The organism is Paenibacillus sp. FSL F4-0097, from assembly GCF_038593125.1.
GTDB classification, from domain to species: domain Bacteria; phylum Bacillota; class Bacilli; order Paenibacillales; family Paenibacillaceae; genus Paenibacillus_AQ; species Paenibacillus_AQ odorifer.
In genome coordinates this window covers 1,054,238-1,074,981 of the sequence record NZ_CP151965.1, presented here as the reverse complement: position 1 = coordinate 1,074,981, position 20,744 = coordinate 1,054,238, and the positions used below count along the sequence as shown (strand labels likewise).

Genomic DNA, 20,744 nt, shown 5'->3' with positions numbered 1-20,744 from the left:
GACAACAAGATTAACCCCCTAAGGAGTGAGAATCATCCGGAGCTTCTGCCAATGGCAGTATGGTGATGGATTCGGTTCCCACTCCTTTTTTGCTTGTGAATTTCACTTTACCTTGCATAGCTTCGATGATACGGAAAGTGACCATTAATCCAAGACCTGTGCCTTTATTCTTTTTAGTGAAATAAGGCTCTCCCAATCGGTGCAGGACATCCGCGTCCATCCCTTCCCCGTTGTCTTTGATATGAATAATTACGTTCTCCTCTTCCGCATACACCGACATATAGATAAATCCTTCGTCACGGAAAGATTCAATGCTATTTTTGATAATGTTGATGAAGGCTTGCTTAAACTTCGAGGAATTCCCCTTCACCCATAATTCGCCCGATACATCGAGAATCATTTTTCCTCCATTTAAATGACAAAGCGGCTGCATAATACTCTCAATATGCTTAAATTCATTATACAAATTCAGACTGGAAATCGTCTCAAATTCCGGTTTTGCGAAGGTTAAGAAATCCGTAATGATCCCGGAAGCACGATCCAGCTCACTAAGGGCCATCGACATAAATATTTCCTCTTCACCAACGGATTTCTCGCTAAGCAGCTGAAGGAAACCCCTAGTTACCTGGAGTGGATTCCGCACTTCATGAGCAACTGATGCAGCAAGCTCGCTAATAATTTCCATTTTTTCTGAACGCTGCAATTCGTTGTTAAAACGCTCTAATTCTTTAGAATAGTTAACAACCTGTTGATGGCTATAGGCTAGTCTTCGCTCCAGAATTACGATCAAGGAGATTATGAAGGCAACAATGCCCCACTTCCACAAGAATAAATCATAGTTCCCCTTATGAATGTAATACCACAGTAACTCTGACACTACAGTAAATGCAGCCGTTCCAAAGCCAATGGCAAAAATGATAGCGTCCCTATTCCCTTTAAGCGAAAATATAATCACACATACGATAAGCAAGATGAACTGAAGGATGAGGATGAACCCGATAATAGTGGTGGATACAAAATAATAAAACTCAATATAGCTATTATTCGATAGAAAATTGATCAAAAGACATAGCAAACAAAATGAGGAGTAAATGACTTGAAATTGACGAAAACGACGGACGATCGCATATTTTCCACTGCCAAATATTTTTTCAAATAAAAGAGTAAGCGCCGGTAAAAGTGAGAATAAAGCCAAATCAAGAAATACATTACTAATCGCGCCCAAATTGCTGTAAAAGGTATAAATAAAAGGAGAATAGGTTATCGAGAGAATTCCGGTTGAACCTATTACAACGGCTAGTGAAGCCACACTGGAAAAATAGTCCCTATTAATGTAGAGAGAACTTATAAATAGAACGATAGCCACAAGAAAAAAAGCACAGCCCAAAATCACATCGCTGAGTCCATTTTTAATATAATCATTGATTAACAGGTTGTGTTCACCGATCACTACTTCATTTTTAATTCCGATTCTATCCTGCAGCGTTTCAGTCCAAATGTATAATGTTTTCCCACTATCGCTTTGACTCAAAGGCAACAACAAAGAATAGTTATCCTTAATATAATTACGATCTTCCTCGAAGATTAAACGGTCGTTCACATACACCTTCACATGAAGAGCATATAAAGTATCAATGTAGATTGAAGGGGAGATATAACTAAAGTTAGGTATGGAAATACGAGTCCAAGAAGTGGATACGCCTGATGGCAGATGTGGGATTTCCTTCGTAGCGTTCACATTTATCCAATACTGCTGGTCATTATTCTGAGGAACCACTACGCCGCTGTTTTCGGTTCCATCGCCCCATCTCATCTGCCAACTGGTAATTTCTTGGGATGGATATGGGGTCGCTGCTGATACAACAATTGAACTATATCCTATCAGAAGGAGAGTAAGGGCTATTGCTATATGTAGGACTTTAATCATCAAGCGCATATATGCACCTCAGAAGTAAGTATCAGAAACAATATTCTGTCTGTACTACTTCGCTCAGCCCCTCACTCTTTCCTTCTAAAAAACGGAATTATCATAAATTACTTCTAAATTCTTCTAAGTTCTGGTATTTTTACTATAATTTCAGTCCCTTCCCCTTTCTCACTGCGAAACTCAGTGCATCCCTCCATCGCCTCAATAATCCGAAAGGTTACCATCAGTCCAAGCCCCGTTCCTTTGGTCTTATTGGAGTAATAAGGTTCCCCTAACCGAGCCAGCTCATTCCGGTTCATCCCTTCCCCATTATCATGAACACTGATTATTATATGTTTTCCAGACTTCCAGGCTGTGACTTTAATCAGCCCATTGTCCTTTAAAGCTTCAATACTATTTTTGAGAATGTTGATAAACGCTTGCTTGAACTTGGCAGATGATCCAGTAACGTAAAGTCCTGGCTGCAGGTTAAGTTCAATGACGCCCCCTTGCAGATTCGCTAACGGAGAAAGAATACCCGTCACATGCCTCAACTCTTCGGACACATCAAGCTGCTCTACGGTTTCAAGTCCTGGTTTAGCGAAGGTTAGGAAGTCTGTAATAATGAGCGTAGCTCGATCCAGTTCTGTAACCGCCATTTGCAGATATTCCCGCTCCTTTTGATCTGAACGCTCCCCAAGAATCTGCAGAAACCCTCGGGTAACCTGCAATGGATTCCGTACTTCATGCGCAACCGAAGCTGCCAGCTCACTAATAATCTCCATCTTCTCCGAGCGCTGCAAATCATTATTGAACTTCTCAAGCTGATGGGAATATTCAATAAGCTGTTCATGGTTTCGAGTAAACCTTCTTCCCAGAATGACGATTAAGGCAATTACGAAAATCACCACTCCCCATTTCCACCAATATAATTGATAGGATTGCCCCGATACATAGAACATGACCAGTTCGCTAAGAGACATGAAAGCAAATATTGAGAACCCTGTAGTAAAAACAACAGCATCTACATTCCCACGATTCGCATGAATAAACGCTAAGCTGATCAACAATATAAATTGCACAATCATAAGGATACCCAGCACACTCGTAGTCATCAATCTATAAAAGTCATCCAACTGATATGACAAAAGGATATTAACAACCATTAGAGAAAAACAGAATATAGAATAGACAATTTGAAACTTGCGGAATCGGGTAACGATTTTCTTTTTCCCTGGACCAAATATTTTTTCAAAATAAAATGTAAAGGAGGGCAGAAGCGTATATAATGCTACATCAAAGAAAACAAGTACAATCTCTCCATAATCGCCTAGGATTGTCGGCAGGAACGATGAATACGTTACCACTAACACGCCAATGGATAAAATAATCAGCACCAATAGAAATCCGCCGGAAAAATAACCTTTTCTCATGAATAGCGAGCAGATCAGCAGTACAATCGCAATAAAAATAAGCGTCGTTCCAATGATCAGATCCATTAAGCCCTGCTTTACATAAACAGATAACAGCTCATCGTATTGGCCTACTCTTATTTCGCCGTGGATCCCTAAGTCTTTGCTGCCACCATGGGTCCATAAATATAGCTGTTGTCCTCCAACACTTTTGGACAGAGGAATGAAAACCTTACTGCCATTGAAATTAAAATCTTTTCCGGAATCATATATTAATTCGTTATTTAAATAAGCCTTAACATTATTTCCATATACTTTATCTATGAATAACGCAGATTTATCACCAATTTGTGGTAAAGTAAACCGCAGCCAGGCTGAGGTTGCCCCACTTGGAGTCTCTGGGCTTTTCCCATGAGGCATAACACGAGTCCATTCTTCATCAAGAGCTGCCACAGCTTCTTCAATATGATCTACTTCTATACGTTCAAATTTAATCTCCCAATTGGGCAGCGTAGAGTCTGATGATTCAGCACTCACTATCGCCGTACCAAAAGGGACCATAGCGGTCAGCAGTAGAATTAATAAAAAAGCAGCCGCTATATTGGGCTTTGGCAACTTCATCGTAGCACCTCAGTAATTCATTAGTTGTTTAAACGTTCATATATGCTTCTTAATTTCGACAAGCTTCGCACTATCCCTGCCTATTCTTGTAAATTTTCTCGAAAAAGGACGTTTTTCATCGGCTTTTGCTTTCACCCATTTTTACTAATCCAATACAGACATACCCATTTATTGGATCAGCGATTCGATCATGGTCAAACGGGTAAAGATAAACATAGGAAGTTCAAATTTTATCATAAAAAAGGAGTGAACGGCTATGGATAGTTCACCAAATAAAACTGAAGCTGACTTTGAATATGAACGTTATATACAAGCTGATATGGATGAAGAGGATATTGTTGATGATGACGCAGATCCTGTCTTGGTTGGCGATAAATACTTGGCAGCAGATATTGGTTTAAACTCACCTAAGGATGTAATCGAAAGAGATGAGTTGGTGGAATCCGATGCATATCTAGCCGCTGAAACCGCAGGATTAACCCTAGATGATACGGATTATACTAAGGATGAGGAACTCTTGGAGATGGAAGAAGAAGATCAGCCGCTAGAGGATGTTCCAGATGCAGACGATGTATATCCAAATTCCATTATTGACCCTGCCTCCCCGCCAGTGGATGTTATGCCGGGAACAGACGTTTTGAACGGTTCGCAGGGAGAATAGCAGCTTAATATGAATAAAGCCGCCGGGCTATGAGTGAAGTGCTCCCTGTCAAGTGGACAGTGTAAAAAACAAAAATAGTTAGTTTAGATACCTCAGTTCGTATTGCCAGAACTGAGGTATCTTCGTTATGCAGCTCGTCGGTATTCGCTAGGTGACAAGCCATCCAAACACTCTGTGTAGCGGTAATTATTGTAGTAGTGAATATATTTGCTAACCTCTGTGAGGACATCATCATAGGTGTCATACTTTGTAAGATAATAGCTTTCTGACTTGTATGTACCCCAAAAACGCTCAATAGGTTGGTTGTCCAAACACCGACTCACACGAGACATGCTTTTCTTAAATCCGTATTTTACATGAAGTCGGTTGTACTCATGAGACGTGTACTGGAAGCCTCTGTCGCTTTGTAAAAGAGGGGATACGCCAGGATTCTTCGCGTAAGCCCTCTTCAACGTATCCATCACGAGTTTATTGTTGTTGGAATGGCTTAATACCCATGAGACAATGGAATTATCATATACATCAATAATAGCGCTCAAATAGGCTTTGCGCCCATTCCCGTACTTCAGTTCAGTCACATCTGTACACCATTTTGAATTAGGAGAATTGGCATCAAAGTTACGGTTCATTACATTTTCAACTACATGGATCTCCGTAGCTTTCACATAACTCGCTCGTTTTCTGCGAATGACTGCTTTAAGCCCAAGAGCACACATAATTCGGTAATAACGCTTTTTGTTGTACTGCTTTTTGAGCTTTCGGTTTAATTGCGTGCGCATTTGACGATAGCCAAGAATCCCTTTTCGCTTGTCATATCGTAGCTTTACTTCTTTCGCTAACGCACGAGTTTCAAGTTCTATGCAAGAGGGTTTCCATTTTAACCACTTGTAATAGGCAGATCGAGCAACCCCAGCTAACGCACACAACTTCGTAATTGCGTGACCTTTTTCTTTGTTCAGTTCTTGAATCGCTTGATACAAGTTTACTTGTCGAACGAGGGTTAGCGTGTATTTCGTCGCTTGATCTCCGCCAACTTTTTTGCGAAGTCATTCTCCATCTCTAGGTATTCATTTCGCGCTTCTAGCTCTTTAATCCGTAGTTTAAGGCGGTCATGCTCATCTAGTTCTTCTACAGGCTTTTTGCGACCGCGATTGTCCTGAAGAGCCTCCTCGCGGCCAACTTGATATTTCCGAACCCATGCGTAAACTTGCTGATAAGATACTCCGTACTTTTCAATCGCTTTCTGATAATCCAATCCATTAGCGATGGTATATTGTGCAATTTCAATGCGTTCTTCGAAAGTTGTTTTACGTCCTTGGTTCATATGAGATAGTCCTTTTCCTGTATGTGTAGGTTTCAATTCTATCTCATTAGTATACTTGGTAATCCATTTTGTCAAAACACTTCTGCTTGAAATATAATGCTTGTTTGTCACCTCTTCAACGGAGCAACGACCAGACAACACTTCGTTAACAGCAGCAAGCTTCAATTCCTTTGGGTATGATTTCCATGTTCTCGATTCTCTCAACCCGTCCAAACCATCTGCTTTATATTTCCTAATCCATTCTCTAACTGTGTGTGAACTAAGACCTAGCTGCTTTGCCTCATAGTTTGGATTTGACTTGTGCTCAAGGCACAGCCTTACGACATGTAATTTTACTTTTAAAGATGTTGGACTTCTATTAGACATTAGAAAAACTCCCATCATTGTAGCAGTAGAAGTTTTTGTTTTTTCTACTGTCTACTATGATGGGAGCTTATCATGAGCCCGGCGGCTTTATGTTGTTTCTAAATAACGACATGCTCATTGAGTTAGCAGTTAACCCTGCATCGTTGTTGGCTGTTCTGCGGGACGAGCAGCGGCGATTTGTGCTTCCAGCTTGCGGGTCTTAACCAATATCGCTGCTACCAGCAGCATCACTCCATTGATTACAAACACCCAGCGAATTGGAATAACCGCGCCCAATAAGCCGCCGATAATCGGTCCAGCCATCGTCGCAAGCTGAGATGCCGCCTGATTCAGGCCAAAGGCCCGTCCACGGAATCCCGGCTCAATTACTTGTACAATCATGGCATTCACTGACGGCAGCACACCTGCATAGAACAAGCCGTAAGCAAAGCGAAGGATAGCGAACTCTACATAGCCCGAAACAAAAAACTGTAGTATATTACCGATGCCGCCCCCGATCAGTCCAATAAATAAGATCATCCCAAAGCCCTTTCGGCTGCCGATTCTGCCCCACTGCGGAGCCATCAGCACCGTAGCAATCCCCACAGCAGAGAACACTATTCCCGAGCTTAGCGAGGCACTATTTTTGGAGATCCCCATGTCCAGTAGATAAATTGGGATTAACGGTTCCAGAATCATAACGGAGAAGGTACTGATTCCCGCCAGCGAGAGCAAAGTAATAAAGGCTCGGTTACTTCTCGCTTCCCTGATATCATCACTTACATGTGACCTTGGAGCCGAACGGTCGAAGTTCTCCTCTTTTGCAAAAAAAGTAGCAATGAGCGCTGAGATAAGTACAATACCCGCCGAGAATAAAAAAGCAATCCGGTTGCTGGTATAATAGCTCACTACACCGCCGATTAATGGCCCAATAATACTACCTGTAGCTCCGGCTGTAGACATAATACTTAAAGCGTACCCCGTCTTATGCTCAGGGGTATTGGTGGCTACCATTGCAATAGCTGCTGGAACAAAACCGGCAAGCAGTCCTTGCAGCACACGCACAATCAAAAAAACATAAGGATCATGTACAAAATAATTAATAAGGTATAAAGCTGCCAGACTAAAACCCGAGCGAATAAGCATCGGTTTCCGACCATACTTGTCGGCTAGCGAACCCCAATAGGGAGAGATTAAAGCGCTGGCAAGAAAGGTTATTCCAAAACTAACCCCTGACCAAATCTCCAAATGATTTGAAACCCCAAGTTCGTCGCTCAAAAAAATGGAAAGGAAGGGAATCGAGATCGAATAAGCTGTACTACAAAAGAAAACCCCTATCCAAAGCACGATCAAATTCCGCTTCCACGAAAAGAGCATCCTATGCACATCCTTTCTCGATGTTCTCTTTGGAAACATCCTACCATTGTAAACTTCTTTTTAAGATGTGCCAATCCCAGAAGTCATAACTGACCTTTGCATGTAATAGGACAAAGGAGGTATTATGGGAAGTACCTACGAGATTATTCAATAAAAAGGAGAGATTATTTAGTGAAGTCTACACGAACAAAATCCGCTATTCTTCTGATCATGTTATGCCTGGTCATGGTTATTGCGGCAGGTTGCGGTAACAAACCAAACAATAACAATGCAAGCAGTAATAATGGAAGCAGCGGATCAGCACCTGGGGAAGGTGCAGCCCCAACTGAAGGCGTTCCTTCAGCTACGGCAAGTCATCCCTTAGTAACCATTGAAATGGAAGACGGGGATATCATCCAAGCTGAGCTATATCCTGAGGTTGCCCCTAACACCGTAAACAATTTCATCTCACTTATTCAAAAAGGATTTTATGATAACACTATATTCCATAGAGTAATTCCTGACTTTATGATTCAAGGCGGCGACCCTGATGGCACAGGTATGGGAGGCCCGGGTTACAGTATCGCCGGAGAATTCTCTGGCAACGGGTTCACCAATAACCTTCTGCATACAGAAGGTGTTCTATCCATGGCAAGATCACAGGCTCCTGACTCTGCCGGTTCCCAGTTCTTTATTATGGATGCAGCTTACCCTAGTCTAGATGGAAGCTACGCCGCTTTTGGTAAAGTAACCGAAGGTATCGAAGCTGTAAAAAGAATTGTGAGCCTGCCTCGTGACGGTTCTGATCGTCCAGATGAGCCACCAGTAATGAAAAAGGTGACGGTCGACACCTTCGGCGTCACTTACCCAGAACCCCAAAAGGTTCAGTAATTAGGAATAAGCAGAAGCGACGTTACCCTCCTCGAAAGAGGATAAACGTTTCTTGTAGAAATAAAAGAACATAAAAAACTCGGCAGTCCCTCCGAAGTTGTAATCGGATGGAGCTTGCCGAGTTTTTTTACAGCTTATCCCCGCAGCGATCTTCTGCTAAGTGCATGTTGACCATTACGCAGGAAGGTGCTGCGGCTATTTCTTAATAGCGCTATCCGGTCCTCTGCAAGCTGGTTCGCAGCGGCATAAGTAGGTATTCCGTTCAAACGGGAAATTTCCATTACGCGGGTAATATTATCGTAAATCTTCGCCACCTGCTTAAAGGCACGTTCCTTATTATAGCCGTTCAGCTCGTCCGCAATATTAATGACGCCACCTGCATTAATCACGTAATCTGGAGCATATACAATCCCCATCTCATGAAGTGCATCACCATGCGAGGAATCCTTCAGCTGATTATTAGCAGCTCCTGCAATCACTTTCGCCTTGATTACCCGTAAGGATTCATCGTTAATTGTCGCTCCAAGAGCGCAAGGAGCATAAATATCACAATCTACACTGATGATATCGCCTGGATCTACAGCCTTGGCGCCATAGGCCTCTACTGCACGTTGAACGGCTGGTTTATGGATGTCCGTTACGATAAGCTGTGCTCCTTCTTCATGAAGATGTTTGCACAGTGTAAAGGCCACGTTCCCCACACCTTGAACAGCTACCGTCTTCCCTTCGAGTGAATCGCTGCCAAAGGCGGCTTTAGCGGCTGCCTTCATTCCTTGGTAAACACCGTAAGCCGTTGCTGGTGACGGATTGCCCGAAGAACCGTACGTAGGTGAGGTGCCAGTAACATAATCTGTCTCTTGATAAATAATGTTCATGTCCTCTTCCGTAGTCCCTACATCTTCAGCAGTTATGTACCGTCCATTTAAACCTTGTATGTATCTTCCGAAAGCACGGAACATGGCTTCATTTTTATCCTTCTTGGGATCTCCAATGATTACTGTTTTCCCACCACCCAAATTCAGGCCGGATACTGCATTTTTATAGGTCATCCCTTTTGCTAATCGAAGCGCATCAACAATAGCTTCCTCTTCCGTAGCGTAGGTCCACATCCGTGTTCCACCCAGTGCTGGTCCCAGTGTCGTGTCATGAATCGCGATGATCGCCTTTAATCCCGATGCCTTATCCTGACAAAATAATAATTCCTCGTAGTCGTCCCGTTCCAATGCTCCAAACAATTCCATTTCCAATATCCCCTATCCCTTTGTCATATTCCTCATGCTGGTTCAAAGTTCATGCAATTAGAAGAGGATCAGTTGGATCCCCTCCCAAAATATTGTAGCAGAATACGCCGTAAAACAAAAAGAACTCATGTCACCATCTTAACAACTGATGGGGCATGAGCTCGTTTTATCCAATCTACTCTCATAGACAACTGTCAAAATGCTTTACAGTTTAGCAATCGTCTCTGTAAGTACCGGTACGATTTGTGATTTACGGGATACTACACCTTTAAGAAGGGCTTTATTGTCATCAAGCTTCACGTTGTACGCCTGTTCTACTGCACCTGCAACACGGCCCAGAGCCAGACCCACCGAATCGTTGTTAAGGATATCTGTAACTACGAACAGGAACAGATCCAATTCTTTTTCAGCAATAATGGAAGTCAGTGCAGTTTCCAGTTCAGCCTGCTTGGAGAGTACATCATTAACGTCGACCGCGTTCACCTGGGCGATTTCTACTTTGTATTCACCCATTTTGAATTCCTTAGCATCCAAGGAGATCAGTTGAGCGATACTCTTGTCGCTAAGATCAGCACCAGCCTTCAGCATATCAAGGCCGTAGCTTTCTGCATTTACACCAGCGATTTCAGCCAATTCGCGTGCTGCAGCTACATCTTCAGCGGTGCAGGTTGGAGATTTAAACAGCAAGGAATCAGAAATGATTGCAGACAACATCAATCCGGCGATGTCTTTAGGGATAGCTACACCGTTTTCTTTATACATTTTGTTAAGAATAGTAGCAGTACAGCCTACTGGCTCAGCACGATAGTATAACGGATGTGCGGTCTCAAAATTAGCGATCCGGTGATGGTCGATAACTTCAACTACACGCACTCGATCAATGTCATTCGCACTTTGTTGGCGTTCATTATGGTCAACAAGAATAACCTGATTAGCTTCTCCAGCTACGTTCTCTACCAGACGAGGAGCCTCTACTCCGAAATGATCAAGCGCAAATTGCGTTTCACCACTAACGTCTCCCAGACGAACTGGCTCAGCATCCCAGCCTAATTCTTTTTTGAGTGCTGCATAAGCAATTGCCGAACAAATAGTATCCGTATCCGGATTTTTGTGTCCAAAGACCAATGTTTTTTCCATTTCCAATCTCCTTACTATGTTTTAGTGAGATTAATATACCATACATTGATAGCGGCTTCCAGATTGTGCGGGCTGAAAAATTGGTTTAGCCTCTCCCACCTATGGTTGTTCACGTCTGGTCTTTGGAAGCGGATCTGGTTTGGACTCACCATGCAGCGGTTCATTATCGGAGAAAAGATCAGGATTCTCTTTTAGCATCAGGCTTAAAATATCCGTCGTTTCTACTGTTCCACACACTCTAACTAGCGCATCCCCGAACTTCCCCTTACGCATGGCACCGCCTTCCTCAAGCTCACGTTCCACTTTCCAAAAATGCTCCGACCAAGAGAGACCACAATGTCTGCGAGAAGGCACCATGATTTCATCGCCACCCGGCGTCACAGTATATAATTCCTCATGACTATCCGTCATTCTGCCCGGAATATCCACCCACTCTTCAATACCGTGAATGAACGTATTCCGCCGCAGATCGACGCCCAGCAGTACTATTTCCGCCTTACGATCAAGCAGCTTGCCCCACACTGAACCACGGGCGCATGGCGTATCCCAACGTTCATCCCCTGCAGTAAACGCCTCAGCATCAACACCCAAAGCCGCTACAGAATGAGTCGGATGCCAAGAGCGAACAACGCCCGGACGTTTTCTGAACAGCTCCGGTAATATCCCAACACAAGATGGGGAATCTTGAACAGAGAAGCGTGGATTATCCGCATTAATATAAGCCCATGTATGCGTTGGCAAAACAAGCAGCCCGTCCTTCATATATTCGCTGAGTGCATCCAGCACCGTGTTCGCACCTCCTTCTACTTCGCCAACACTTTTTAACGAGGAATGAACTAGAATGGTCCCCCGTGGATCAATCTCCAACTCCTGTAATTGTTTCATCAAGCTTGTTGTTGTGTGCACTTATACTCTCTCCTTATGTATGAATTAAATTTCATGAAACATTAATATCCACTTGCAAAAGTTTGTTATTACTATTAAAATTATAGTAACTTAATAATATTCACCAATAATTCTATCGATATTAAAAATAATCCACAAACCCTAAGCATTTAAACGGAGGTAACTACCATGAGTTTAACGTTAAAAGGACTTCACCATGTCTCAGCTATTACTGGCAAAGCACAGGAGAACTTTAAGTTCTATACAGAGGTACTCGGACTTCGTCTCATTAAAAAAACAGTAAATCAGGATGATATTTCAGTGTACCATTTATTCTATGGAGATGAGAAGGGCAATCCCGGAACTGAATTAACCTTTTTTGAGCTTCCGATGGCGGGCCGCAACCGCGAGGGCAATAACAGTATCTCCGCCCTCTCCCTTCGAGTCCCAAGCGATGCCGCACTTACCTACTGGGAGCAACGCTTCACCGAGCTTAACGTGGAGCATGGGACGATACAGGTACTTGGTGGACGCCAGACTTTATCCTTCCGCGATCACGAGACCCAACGTTTCATTCTCGTATCCGACGAAAATAATAACGGTGTTGCCGGCGGTACTCCTTGGGCTAAAAGCCCAGTGCCTGCCCAATATGGCATTGTAGGCTTAGGACCCGCACATCTCACAGTCGAAAGTGCAGAACATACAGCGGTGGTGCTGGAGCAGTTGCTTGGCTTCCGCCGTATAGGAACCTACCCTTCAACAGTTGCCGGTCAGCCAGATGTGATCGTATTCGAGACCGGTGAAGGCGGGTCAGGCACTGAGGTACATCTGGAGGAACGCAATGATCTGGATCAAGAGCATTTGGGACGTGGCGGGGTGCATCACGTCGCCTTCCGCGTCGATAATGAAGACGAATTGAAGCAATGGATCGAACACATCCGCCAGGCACAGCTTCCTAATTCCGGTTTCGTCGACCGCTTCTACTTCCGTTCCCTCTATTTCCGTGAGCCTAACGGCATCCTTTTCGAGCTAGCTACAGACGGACCAGGTTTTGCTACAGATGAGCCTATGGAAAGTTTAGGTGAATCGCTTGCGCTGCCGCCATTTCTGGAATCGAAACGCCAGCAAATCGAGGCGTATCTGAAGCCGCTGGATACTCGGCAATAAACCTCTTTCAGGTTACTAAATAAAAGGTGTGAGACGCTTATGCGCTCACACCTTATTTTTTTATTGAAGGTTAGTAGCTTTCCCTACAATATCTAGTAGCTCCGAGAGGTTTCGAATTTCGTATTTTGGCTGAACGCCGGACTCATTAATCTTACCGAGCGGGTTAAACCAGCAGGTATCAATCCCATAATTAATTCCGCCTTGAATATCAGAGGTTAAGGAGTCACCCACAATCAATACTTTTTCTTTATCCTCAATCCCCAATTTGGCAAAAGCGTAATCAAAAATCCCGGTCTCTGGCTTCTGACATCCTGCCTCCTCTGAGATAATGATCTGCTCAAATGTATCACTCAGCAGCGAGCCTTGGATTCTGGAAGTTTGCACATCCTTGATTCCATTCGTGATAATCGCCAGGCGGCACTCTGCAAGCTCTCCGCATAGCTCGATCGCTCCCTGCATCAGAAAGGTTCCTTCGCCTAAGAAACGTAGATACGCCTCACTAAATGATTCAGGATCAAGCTCAAGCGCATGTGCAGCAAACAACCGATTGAACCGCTCTACCCGCAGCGCCGCAGATGAAATCCTTCCTTGTTCTAAATCCCTCCACAATGCGTGGTTAATCTCTTGATAACTGGCAGCATAATCTGCTGCACCTGTGGGCATCCCAAAGTGTAGAAAGGCATTAGACAACGCGTGACTTTCTGCCATTCCATAATCAAACAACGTATCGTCGGCATCAAATAAAATAACATCGTATTTCATAAATATCCCCCAAAGAGCTTTTCTCAACAAGGTACTACAGCGATGCTGGCAAGTCAACTTCACACCTCTCACGACAAAATTTTACTTTTTTAAGGTAGATTTAATCGATCTGTGGTATTTTAAAAAGAAAACGGTGGTGAGCGTCATTTTATACGTTTTATCATTTCTAATGTCATTTCTTATCGTCTACTTTCTAATTCCGCCGCTCGGCAAGCTTGCTTTTCGGCTTGATTTTGTGGACAAGCCTCGGCAGGACGTTGAGCGTAAAATTCATAGAGAGCCCATTCCGCTAACGGCCAGCTACGCAATATTTCTCGGATTTTTTGTTACTTATCTGGTGTTCGCGCGTGATTTCTCCATGGAGACTGTCGCATTATTTGTTGGTGGAGTACTGTTGCTGACCATAGGCACGGTGGATGATTGGTACAAAACGAAGGGCAAAGATTTCCCAGCTCTGCCCAAGTTAATTGTACAAGTTAGCGCAGCGATCCTGGTTTATGCTTCTGGCAACGCCTTTACCGGATTTTACAATCCATTTTCAGGTGATTATATCATTTTGCCAGTCATTCTATCGTTTCTGCTGACGATTATCTGGATCTTCGGCGTAACCACTGTTATTAATTTCTCGGATGGCATGGACGGTCTAGCTGGTGCCTTGACGGCCATTTCGGCGGTTACGTTATTCGTAGTCGCACTGGCGAAGGGTCAATCCTCATCTGCCATTATGGCAATTTCGCTGATTGGCGTTACGCTTGCTTATCTGCGCTACAATAAGCCGCCCGCCAAAATCTTTATGGGCGACGCCGGGGCAACCTTTCTCGGCTTCATCCTTGCGGTAATCGCACTCGACGGCGCGTTCAAGCAAGCCACCGTCCTGTCGCTGTTCATCCCTATTCTGGCGCTGGGCGTACCGATCTTCGACAACATTTTTGTCGTAGTCAAACGTTTCATCCAAGGCAAGTCCATTTATCAAGCCGATGCCACCCAGGCTCATTACCGCCTGCTTCGGGCAGGCCTGAACCAGAAGCAGGTCGTTGCCGTGCTATGCCTGATTAGTGTTTGTCTATCCTTATCCTCTATCATTCTGCTGCTGATTGAGACCTAATGTATTAGGGACTAAGGGCATGTCTCATATACTGAGACTGCCCTTTGAAGTTATAAAAAGAGCAAGATTCCGATATGGAATCTTGCTCTTTTTGTGTTTGAGGGTATTCTAGAGTAGCGAGAGATAGCTAAGATGCGATAGTTTGCCAGAGCTTGCGAGATCTACGGGATCTACGGGATCTACGGGATCTACGGTGATCTGCGGTGATCTACGGTGATCTACGGTGATCTACGGGATCTACGGAATCTACGTAGATCCATGGCCAACTCCGCAGCTTTTACTCTTACGGACTCAGTCGCCGTTATTCGTGGATTTGCGGCCATTTAGTGGTGATTTCGGACTCCAGAGACGCTATCTACCCAAAATGGACTCATATTCAGTCTATTTCTACCCAATAGCTGCATTGGAGTCCGATAGCACGCAAATTAGAGTGATTTGTTACTTTTAGCGACTCCTGTGTCCTTTAGCACCCTAACTCCAAATACATCAATCACCCATCGTTCTCTTGCGTAAACTCGGCTAATCTGCGATAAATTCCAATGATCTCTCCCATCGGCATTCTAACTAATCCACTAGAAGAGGGTGCAACGAATTCACGGACACCATCTACCTTTGGAGGCTCGCCCCCTTGAAATCCCCAGTTAGCTTTTGTTCTGCGACTAAACTCTGTATACACACCCTTACCTACAAAACAGGCGACTTGAGGCCGATATTTCTCCAGCTTGGAGCGAAGCAATTCACGACCCTCCTGGTATTCTTCACGAGTAATATCGTCGATTCCCCGTGTGGGACGGGCAACAATATTTGTAAACCCATAGCCCAGCTTTAGCAAGTCCCCGTCCTCAGACGCATCATACAACCGGGGAGTAAGTCCAGACTGATGTAATATTCTCCAAAAATTATTCCGCGGATTCGCGTAATGATGTCCTACCTCACCAGAACGGATACTAGGGTTGAACCCAATAAATACAATCTGTAATCCGTGATCTAAGTGATCTGGAATTTCATCCATGTTATTATGCCTCCTAACCAAACGTCGATCTAGTTCAACTTACGGGGTATACACTTTAAGACATGAAGGCGGTATATGACCTGCCAACCAAACCTTATTACCCGCATTATAAAAGGTTGCACCCATTTGACCCGCTCTAATCGTATCAACGGTTAACAATATCAATTTCCCTCTGCGACTTCCGGCTAAACTGGCAAAATGAGTCCCTTCAGACAAATGAACATACTGCCGTCCCATCGATTGGAGTCCCTCCTCCAAAATCACAGAAAGCACACCAGAATGAGTTCCGTGAAAAAGTACAGCAGGCGGAGTCCCCGGCTCATAAGTGATTTTTGTATGGCTATGCCCGTACCGGGCTTTGATCCGGTCATCAACGATTTCCAATCGTTGCTTGTCGCAGCCTGCGACCACTTGCCGAATATCTCCCACAGTCACCTCTGACCATCTAGGAGTGCTGACAATAACAGACAGCAAATCATTCAACCTACAGGAACCATCCTCTGGATCCAAAATAAGACCATATTGCTCCGGGGTATGCCGAAGCAGCTTAGTCATAAATTTACTTAACGACACTTCCGCTGTATTGCTTAACATTATATTTCCACCTCAATGTTCCCTATTTATATTATTCTACAGTAAAAGATCTGCCGAAGCAGACTCCAGAGGCATTACAGCAATCGCACATCCATGTATTACCTCTAAATATGTAAAAAAAGACCATGGACTCTTTCGTCCATGGTCGGGCTTCACCTAAATACAGAACTCCTTACCAGTTAATACAGCGATGTTATTTTACCGGAACGAATATACTGGCTCTGAGGCTGACCTGAAAGTCCCATTTCATCCTTAACCTATCTCCAAAAGCATATTCCAACTATCCAGTTTATGTCAACCAGTAGTCTTTTATCTTCTGTAATCTTTTACTTACCTTATTCTTAGCTTATTTCAGCAATGCTTTCAATTCGGGCGTCATATCTGATTCTTTTAACATTACAAAATCGCTATAACCCTCTTTGTACATCAACTTCACAATGTAGTTGCCATTCTCAACACCATAATTGAAATGATGGTCCAAAACATCTGTTAATAAAACCTTATCCTTCGTAACAGCCGTACGATTCTTTTCACGTGCAAGCGCTACTCTTTGTTCAGGACTAGTAGGGTTCTTAGGTGTTTTCTCATCCATATAATCATCTTTTATAATCTCTGCCGATTGGATATCTTCAGCTGTTATTCGTATTTTATCGGCATAACCTTTTTCATTCATCCATTTCTCTAACTCATGAAAAGTTGACTTCCACGGATAATAATAACCATAATCTGTAGAAACTTGATTACTGTTCTCTTTTACCTTTACCTCTACTTGGATATTAGCCACATCAGGTTTTCCGTCCTTATCTATCTGTACTTCGTAGGACATATTCGAAATTTCGCGTTTGATAATCTGCTTTAGCTCTGAAATTTCCCCGGGATCCGAGATGGCTACTTTTTTATTCCTGTTAGTAACCCACATAAAATCCAGGTCTTTGTCTAAGAGAGCTAAATTATACTTTTCATACTTGTAAGCTTCGGTATCCTTAACCGCTTTTAGCTCTGATTCAAACCCCTTTTTAGGGATCCAGTATTCCCTCACTAGCTTGTCGCCGTTCTCCAATTGATAAGCCAGAGTAAAATATTCATAAACATATTGTCGTGACGTATGATCTGGACGTACTGCAACTACCGTTTGATGAAGTTTACGGACAGCTTCTATATAATCTTTATCATCGGAAAAAGGGTTCTGCCCCATGTAGGGTGTAGTGTACAAATCATCCGTTGGGGTATACAACCGGTAGTTAGCTCCCATATATACTCCGCTAATCTTATCACCGGAAGGCACTCTGGCTTCATACCCCGTAACACTTGATACCGGGATATACAGAAGTAATCCCAACATTACTGCATAAACTGCAAACTCGGCTACCACTTTACGCGTCATAATCTGCCATGTTTTCCGAACAATCATTTCTGCGGCAACATAACCAATAATGGCTCCGATGGCATATCCACTAATCACCCAGCCCATTTGCTGTTGCTTCATTTGCGCAAAATAATTACCGGCAATAAGCATGGCACATAACATTACCCCTGCTTTAAACAGTGGATTGAAATATCCAAAAGCAATAGCCTGACCCGCTTTTTCCGTATTACGCTTACGGTATAACAGGTAGGACAACCCAATAAATAGAAGTGCCAATACCCCATAAATCCATAATTCTGTATTGGTGAAGGGTTTGCCGGTAAAATAATACACGATATGAACAAAAGGAGACCATATCTGCGAATTGGAATCATGCAAGTTAGAATTTGCATTTGCATAACCATAAAGATACATGGCTAAATGGCTGTGGATTAATGAGATCAGTACAGCAGGAAGAATAAGCAAAATATAAATGATAATTCCCTGAAGAATAGATTGGCCCGTACATATTCCCACAAAAACACTAAAGCAGAAGAGGAACAAAGTCAGAATACTAACTGTGATACACCATTGCCAAATATCTGCGCCTTGAAAAATATAAAAATTCCCACTCCATGGCTTAATAACGTCAACCACCCCAGCAGTTAACCAAACAGGCAGCAACAGTAAGGTAAGTCCACTCGTCAGATGAGCTGTAAATAAATGCTCTCTGCGTAAAGGCAGGCTATGCCAAAGATCTGCGGGTGATTTTGCCTGAAGGTATCGGAATAAGAATAGTACTGCGGCAACTGGGATCGTAATGATAAATAAGGCTTGCACACTACCAGCTATGCGAAATAAATGATCAATTTCCTGCGGTTTTGCATCCGGATTGTTGCTCATGAAGAGCTGCAATGGAAGAGCGAATAATAAGCCGAGTGCATATATAATCCCTATCCAGCCATGCTGGCGGAAGTTCTGGCGAAAAATACTGCTATTAAAGTAGTAATGGCTGCGCGTCATATCCGACATCCCCCATTTCATAAATAAAAATCTCTTCTAACGTCAATGGAAGCAAATCGAATACGTATGGCTCGTACACCTGAAAAGCCGCTTTGATCCGTTCACGATCCCCTTTTACAATATATAGGTTCACACTTCCCCGGCGCTCTTGATGCAGAACTTGTAACTTGGCAGCTAACGGAATCTCATGCCGTTCATCCCGAAACGCCACTTGAATCTTATGTGTATCCGCCTTAAGATCATCCAGATCCTTCTCAATCAACATCTTCCCACCATGCATAATCCCGACATGATCGCACAGATCTTCAATCTCACGAAGGTTATGCGAAGATATGATTACCGTCAGCTCGCGTTCAGCAACCTCCTGGAATAGCAGGTTTTTGATCTGACGCCGCATCACCGGATCTAATCCGTCAATCGGTTCATCCATAATCAGCACATCCGGCATACAGCTTAAACACAACCAGAATGACGCTTGCCGCTGCATCCCTTTGGAGAAACGACTGAGTTTGCGCTTTTTATCGAGCTGAAATACGGTTCCCAAATCTTCAAAACGCTTCTGATTCCAGCTCGGATAAATCGAGCGATAGAAGGCCGCCATTTGCAGCATGGTCGATTGTGGGAAAAAATAAGGAGCATCCGGCATAAAAATAACCCGTTGCTTAGTCGTCGGGTGTTCGAATACTGCTTCACCATCCACCCGCACGGTCCCCTTATCTGGAGAGTAGATGCCCGCCAATGTTTTGAGCAGCGTAGTTTTGCCCGCGCCATTAGAGCCGAGCAGCCCATAAATTGTTCCTTTATGTACCGTTAAAGAGATATCGTCGACTGCCTTCTCGCCTTGAAATAACTTGCTGACTCCTCGAATCTCAATCATCACTCTTCCCTCCTTCTCTTTGCTTCTCCACTTGTTGGTACAAAGAACTAATCTCAGCTGCGGTGAACCCAAGGTATACCGCCTCCGCCATCAGCCTCAGCAACTCATTCCGGACTTCCGCTTTTTTGATCGCATTTTGTTCTTTTTTCATCGGGGCTACAAAACTTCCTTTCCCCTGTAATGAATAGATATACCCCTCACGTTCCAATTCACGGTAAGCCTTCTGAATCGTATTGGGATTCACGGTTAGCTGCTGGGATAAAGTCCTTACAGAAGGTAGCTGTTCATCCGTCTGCAAAATACCATGCAGAATCATCTCCTTGACCTTATCGGTCAGCTGCTCATAAATCGGCTTCCGACTACGAACGTCCAGTTCGAACATAACCTTCCTCCTTCCACTATCTTGCATTAAATCCATTTTGATGTGTATTAACTGTACTACTATTATTAATACAGTTTGATTTATATGTCAACAAAAAATCCCCAAGATTATCCTTTGGGGATCTATCTATCCCTTGTTATTAATCAAAATTACGTCCGATTGCGCCGAGCCATCCTCATCCCCGTGGCTTTCGGACACAAATGACGCTGATTCCTGCTTTTAAGTTCACCTGAGGTTGACAGCGCCAAGCCCCCCTATCTCCCGTGGCTTTCGGACCCAGATGACGCTATTCGCACATTTTTCGTCTTTTGAGCAAAGTTTCGGACTCATGTGCAGCTATTGCCTAGAAAAGCGCTCATTTTGCGCGTTTTTCTAGGCAATAGCGACTTTGGGGTCCGTTACAACTCCAAAAGCCGCTGATTCCCACTTTTAAGGTCATCTGAGTCCGATCGCGCCGAGCCTCCTTATCCCCGCTAGCTTTCGGACCCAGATGACCCTATTCGCACATTTTTCGTCTTTTGAGCGAAGTTTCGGACTCCTGTGCAGCTATTGCCTAGAAAGGCGCTCATTTTGCGCGTTTTTCACACCAATAGCGGCTTTGGGGTCTGTTACAACTCCAAAAGCCGCTGATTCCTGCTTTTAAGCTCATCTGAGTCCGATCGCGCCGAGCCACCCTTGTCTCACGGGGCTCTCGGACT

18 protein-coding genes are annotated in these 20,744 nt (G+C 43.8%); 4 read left to right on the top strand and 14 right to left on the bottom strand.

The features are described 5' to 3' along the window. Window positions 1-10: 10 nt before the first annotated feature. A complete protein-coding gene (locus MHH86_RS04615; RefSeq protein ID WP_235219388.1) occupies window positions 11-1,927 on the bottom strand; it encodes a sensor histidine kinase in 1,917 nt (638 codons plus the stop codon). A gap of 113 nt (window positions 1,928-2,040) precedes the next feature. Further along, entirely contained in the window at window positions 2,041-3,939 is a 1,899-nt protein-coding gene (locus tag MHH86_RS04610) for a sensor histidine kinase (RefSeq protein ID WP_036676638.1), read from the bottom strand. Between the two features lie 256 nt (window positions 3,940-4,195). Here MHH86_RS04610 and MHH86_RS04605 point away from each other — a divergent pair, with 256 nt between their 5' ends. Next, on the top strand, window positions 4,196-4,600 hold the full coding sequence (locus tag MHH86_RS04605; protein ID WP_051490926.1) for a hypothetical protein: 405 nt from the start codon (window positions 4,196-4,198) through the stop codon (window positions 4,598-4,600). A gap of 125 nt (window positions 4,601-4,725) precedes the next feature. Here MHH86_RS04605 and MHH86_RS04600 read toward each other — a convergent pair whose 3' ends face one another. From MHH86_RS04600 to MHH86_RS04590, 3 genes are all read right to left on the bottom strand, one after another. Then, on the bottom strand, window positions 4,726-5,580 hold the full coding sequence (locus MHH86_RS04600) for an IS3 family transposase (protein WP_081383579.1): 855 nt from the start codon (window positions 5,578-5,580) through the stop codon (window positions 4,726-4,728). Between the two features lie 20 nt (window positions 5,581-5,600). Then, window positions 5,601-6,290: a helix-turn-helix domain-containing protein gene (locus MHH86_RS04595; protein ID WP_076147889.1), complete on the bottom strand. Its 690-nt coding sequence runs from the start codon at window positions 6,288-6,290 to the stop codon at window positions 5,601-5,603. 129 nt (window positions 6,291-6,419) lie between these two features. After that, window positions 6,420-7,646, bottom strand: a complete 1,227-nt coding sequence (locus MHH86_RS04590; RefSeq protein ID WP_036680852.1) for an MFS transporter — start codon at window positions 7,644-7,646, stop codon at window positions 6,420-6,422. Window positions 7,647-7,856: 210 nt separating this feature from the next. Here MHH86_RS04590 and MHH86_RS04585 point away from each other — a divergent pair, with 210 nt between their 5' ends. Then, window positions 7,857-8,516 carry a peptidylprolyl isomerase gene (locus tag MHH86_RS04585; protein ID WP_051491160.1) on the top strand — a complete coding sequence of 220 codons (660 nt, stop codon included), beginning with the start codon at window positions 7,857-7,859 and terminating at the stop codon, window positions 8,514-8,516. Window positions 8,517-8,650: 134 nt separating this feature from the next. Here MHH86_RS04585 and MHH86_RS04580 read toward each other — a convergent pair whose 3' ends face one another. The 3 genes from MHH86_RS04580 to MHH86_RS04570 form a co-directional block, all read right to left on the bottom strand. Then, complete coding sequence (locus MHH86_RS04580) at window positions 8,651-9,757, bottom strand: Glu/Leu/Phe/Val dehydrogenase (RefSeq protein WP_036680846.1); 1,107 nt, start codon at window positions 9,755-9,757, stop codon at window positions 8,651-8,653. 204 nt (window positions 9,758-9,961) lie between these two features. After that, window positions 9,962-10,894, bottom strand: a complete 933-nt coding sequence (locus tag MHH86_RS04575; RefSeq protein WP_036680844.1) for a manganese-dependent inorganic pyrophosphatase — start codon at window positions 10,892-10,894, stop codon at window positions 9,962-9,964. A 99-nt stretch (window positions 10,895-10,993) separates the two neighbouring features. Then, window positions 10,994-11,800, bottom strand: coding sequence for an AAC(3) family N-acetyltransferase (locus tag MHH86_RS04570; RefSeq protein WP_051491157.1), 807 nt, complete (start codon window positions 11,798-11,800; stop codon window positions 10,994-10,996). A 168-nt stretch (window positions 11,801-11,968) separates the two neighbouring features. Here MHH86_RS04570 and MHH86_RS04565 point away from each other — a divergent pair, with 168 nt between their 5' ends. Beyond that, window positions 11,969-12,946: a ring-cleaving dioxygenase gene (locus MHH86_RS04565; RefSeq protein ID WP_036680842.1), complete on the top strand. Its 978-nt coding sequence runs from the start codon at window positions 11,969-11,971 to the stop codon at window positions 12,944-12,946. Window positions 12,947-13,006: 60 nt separating this feature from the next. Here MHH86_RS04565 and MHH86_RS04560 read toward each other — a convergent pair whose 3' ends face one another. Then, window positions 13,007-13,708: a YjjG family noncanonical pyrimidine nucleotidase gene (locus tag MHH86_RS04560; protein ID WP_036680840.1), complete on the bottom strand. Its 702-nt coding sequence runs from the start codon at window positions 13,706-13,708 to the stop codon at window positions 13,007-13,009. 169 nt (window positions 13,709-13,877) lie between these two features. Between MHH86_RS04560 and MHH86_RS04555 the strand changes: the two genes are divergently transcribed. After that, a complete protein-coding gene (locus tag MHH86_RS04555) occupies window positions 13,878-14,813 on the top strand; it encodes an MraY family glycosyltransferase (RefSeq protein WP_038568881.1) in 936 nt (311 codons plus the stop codon). Window positions 14,814-15,303: 490 nt separating this feature from the next. Here the strand turns inward: MHH86_RS04555 and MHH86_RS04550 are convergent, their stop codons facing one another. The 5 genes from MHH86_RS04550 to MHH86_RS04530 form a co-directional block, all read right to left on the bottom strand. After that, window positions 15,304-15,825 carry a mismatch-specific DNA-glycosylase gene (locus MHH86_RS04550; RefSeq protein ID WP_036680837.1) on the bottom strand — a complete coding sequence of 174 codons (522 nt, stop codon included), beginning with the start codon at window positions 15,823-15,825 and terminating at the stop codon, window positions 15,304-15,306. Window positions 15,826-15,864: 39 nt separating this feature from the next. Beyond that, on the bottom strand, window positions 15,865-16,419 hold the full coding sequence (locus MHH86_RS04545; protein WP_036680834.1) for an RNA 2'-phosphotransferase: 555 nt from the start codon (window positions 16,417-16,419) through the stop codon (window positions 15,865-15,867). A 346-nt stretch (window positions 16,420-16,765) separates the two neighbouring features. After that, the gene (locus MHH86_RS04540; protein ID WP_179088431.1) at window positions 16,766-18,796 is read right to left on the bottom strand and encodes a hypothetical protein; all 2,031 of its coding nucleotides are present in this window, start codon (window positions 18,794-18,796) and stop codon (window positions 16,766-16,768) included. Continuing rightward, window positions 18,762-19,664 (bottom strand): ABC transporter ATP-binding protein, encoded by a 903-nt coding sequence (locus MHH86_RS04535; RefSeq protein WP_036680830.1) that lies wholly within the window; start codon window positions 19,662-19,664, stop codon window positions 18,762-18,764. The genes MHH86_RS04540 and MHH86_RS04535 overlap by 35 nt, the downstream gene beginning before the upstream one ends. Then, window positions 19,657-20,046, bottom strand: a complete 390-nt coding sequence (locus MHH86_RS04530; protein WP_036680827.1) for a GntR family transcriptional regulator — start codon at window positions 20,044-20,046, stop codon at window positions 19,657-19,659. Before MHH86_RS04530 ends, MHH86_RS04535 begins: the two co-directional genes overlap by 8 nt. Window positions 20,047-20,744 lie beyond the last annotated feature (698 nt).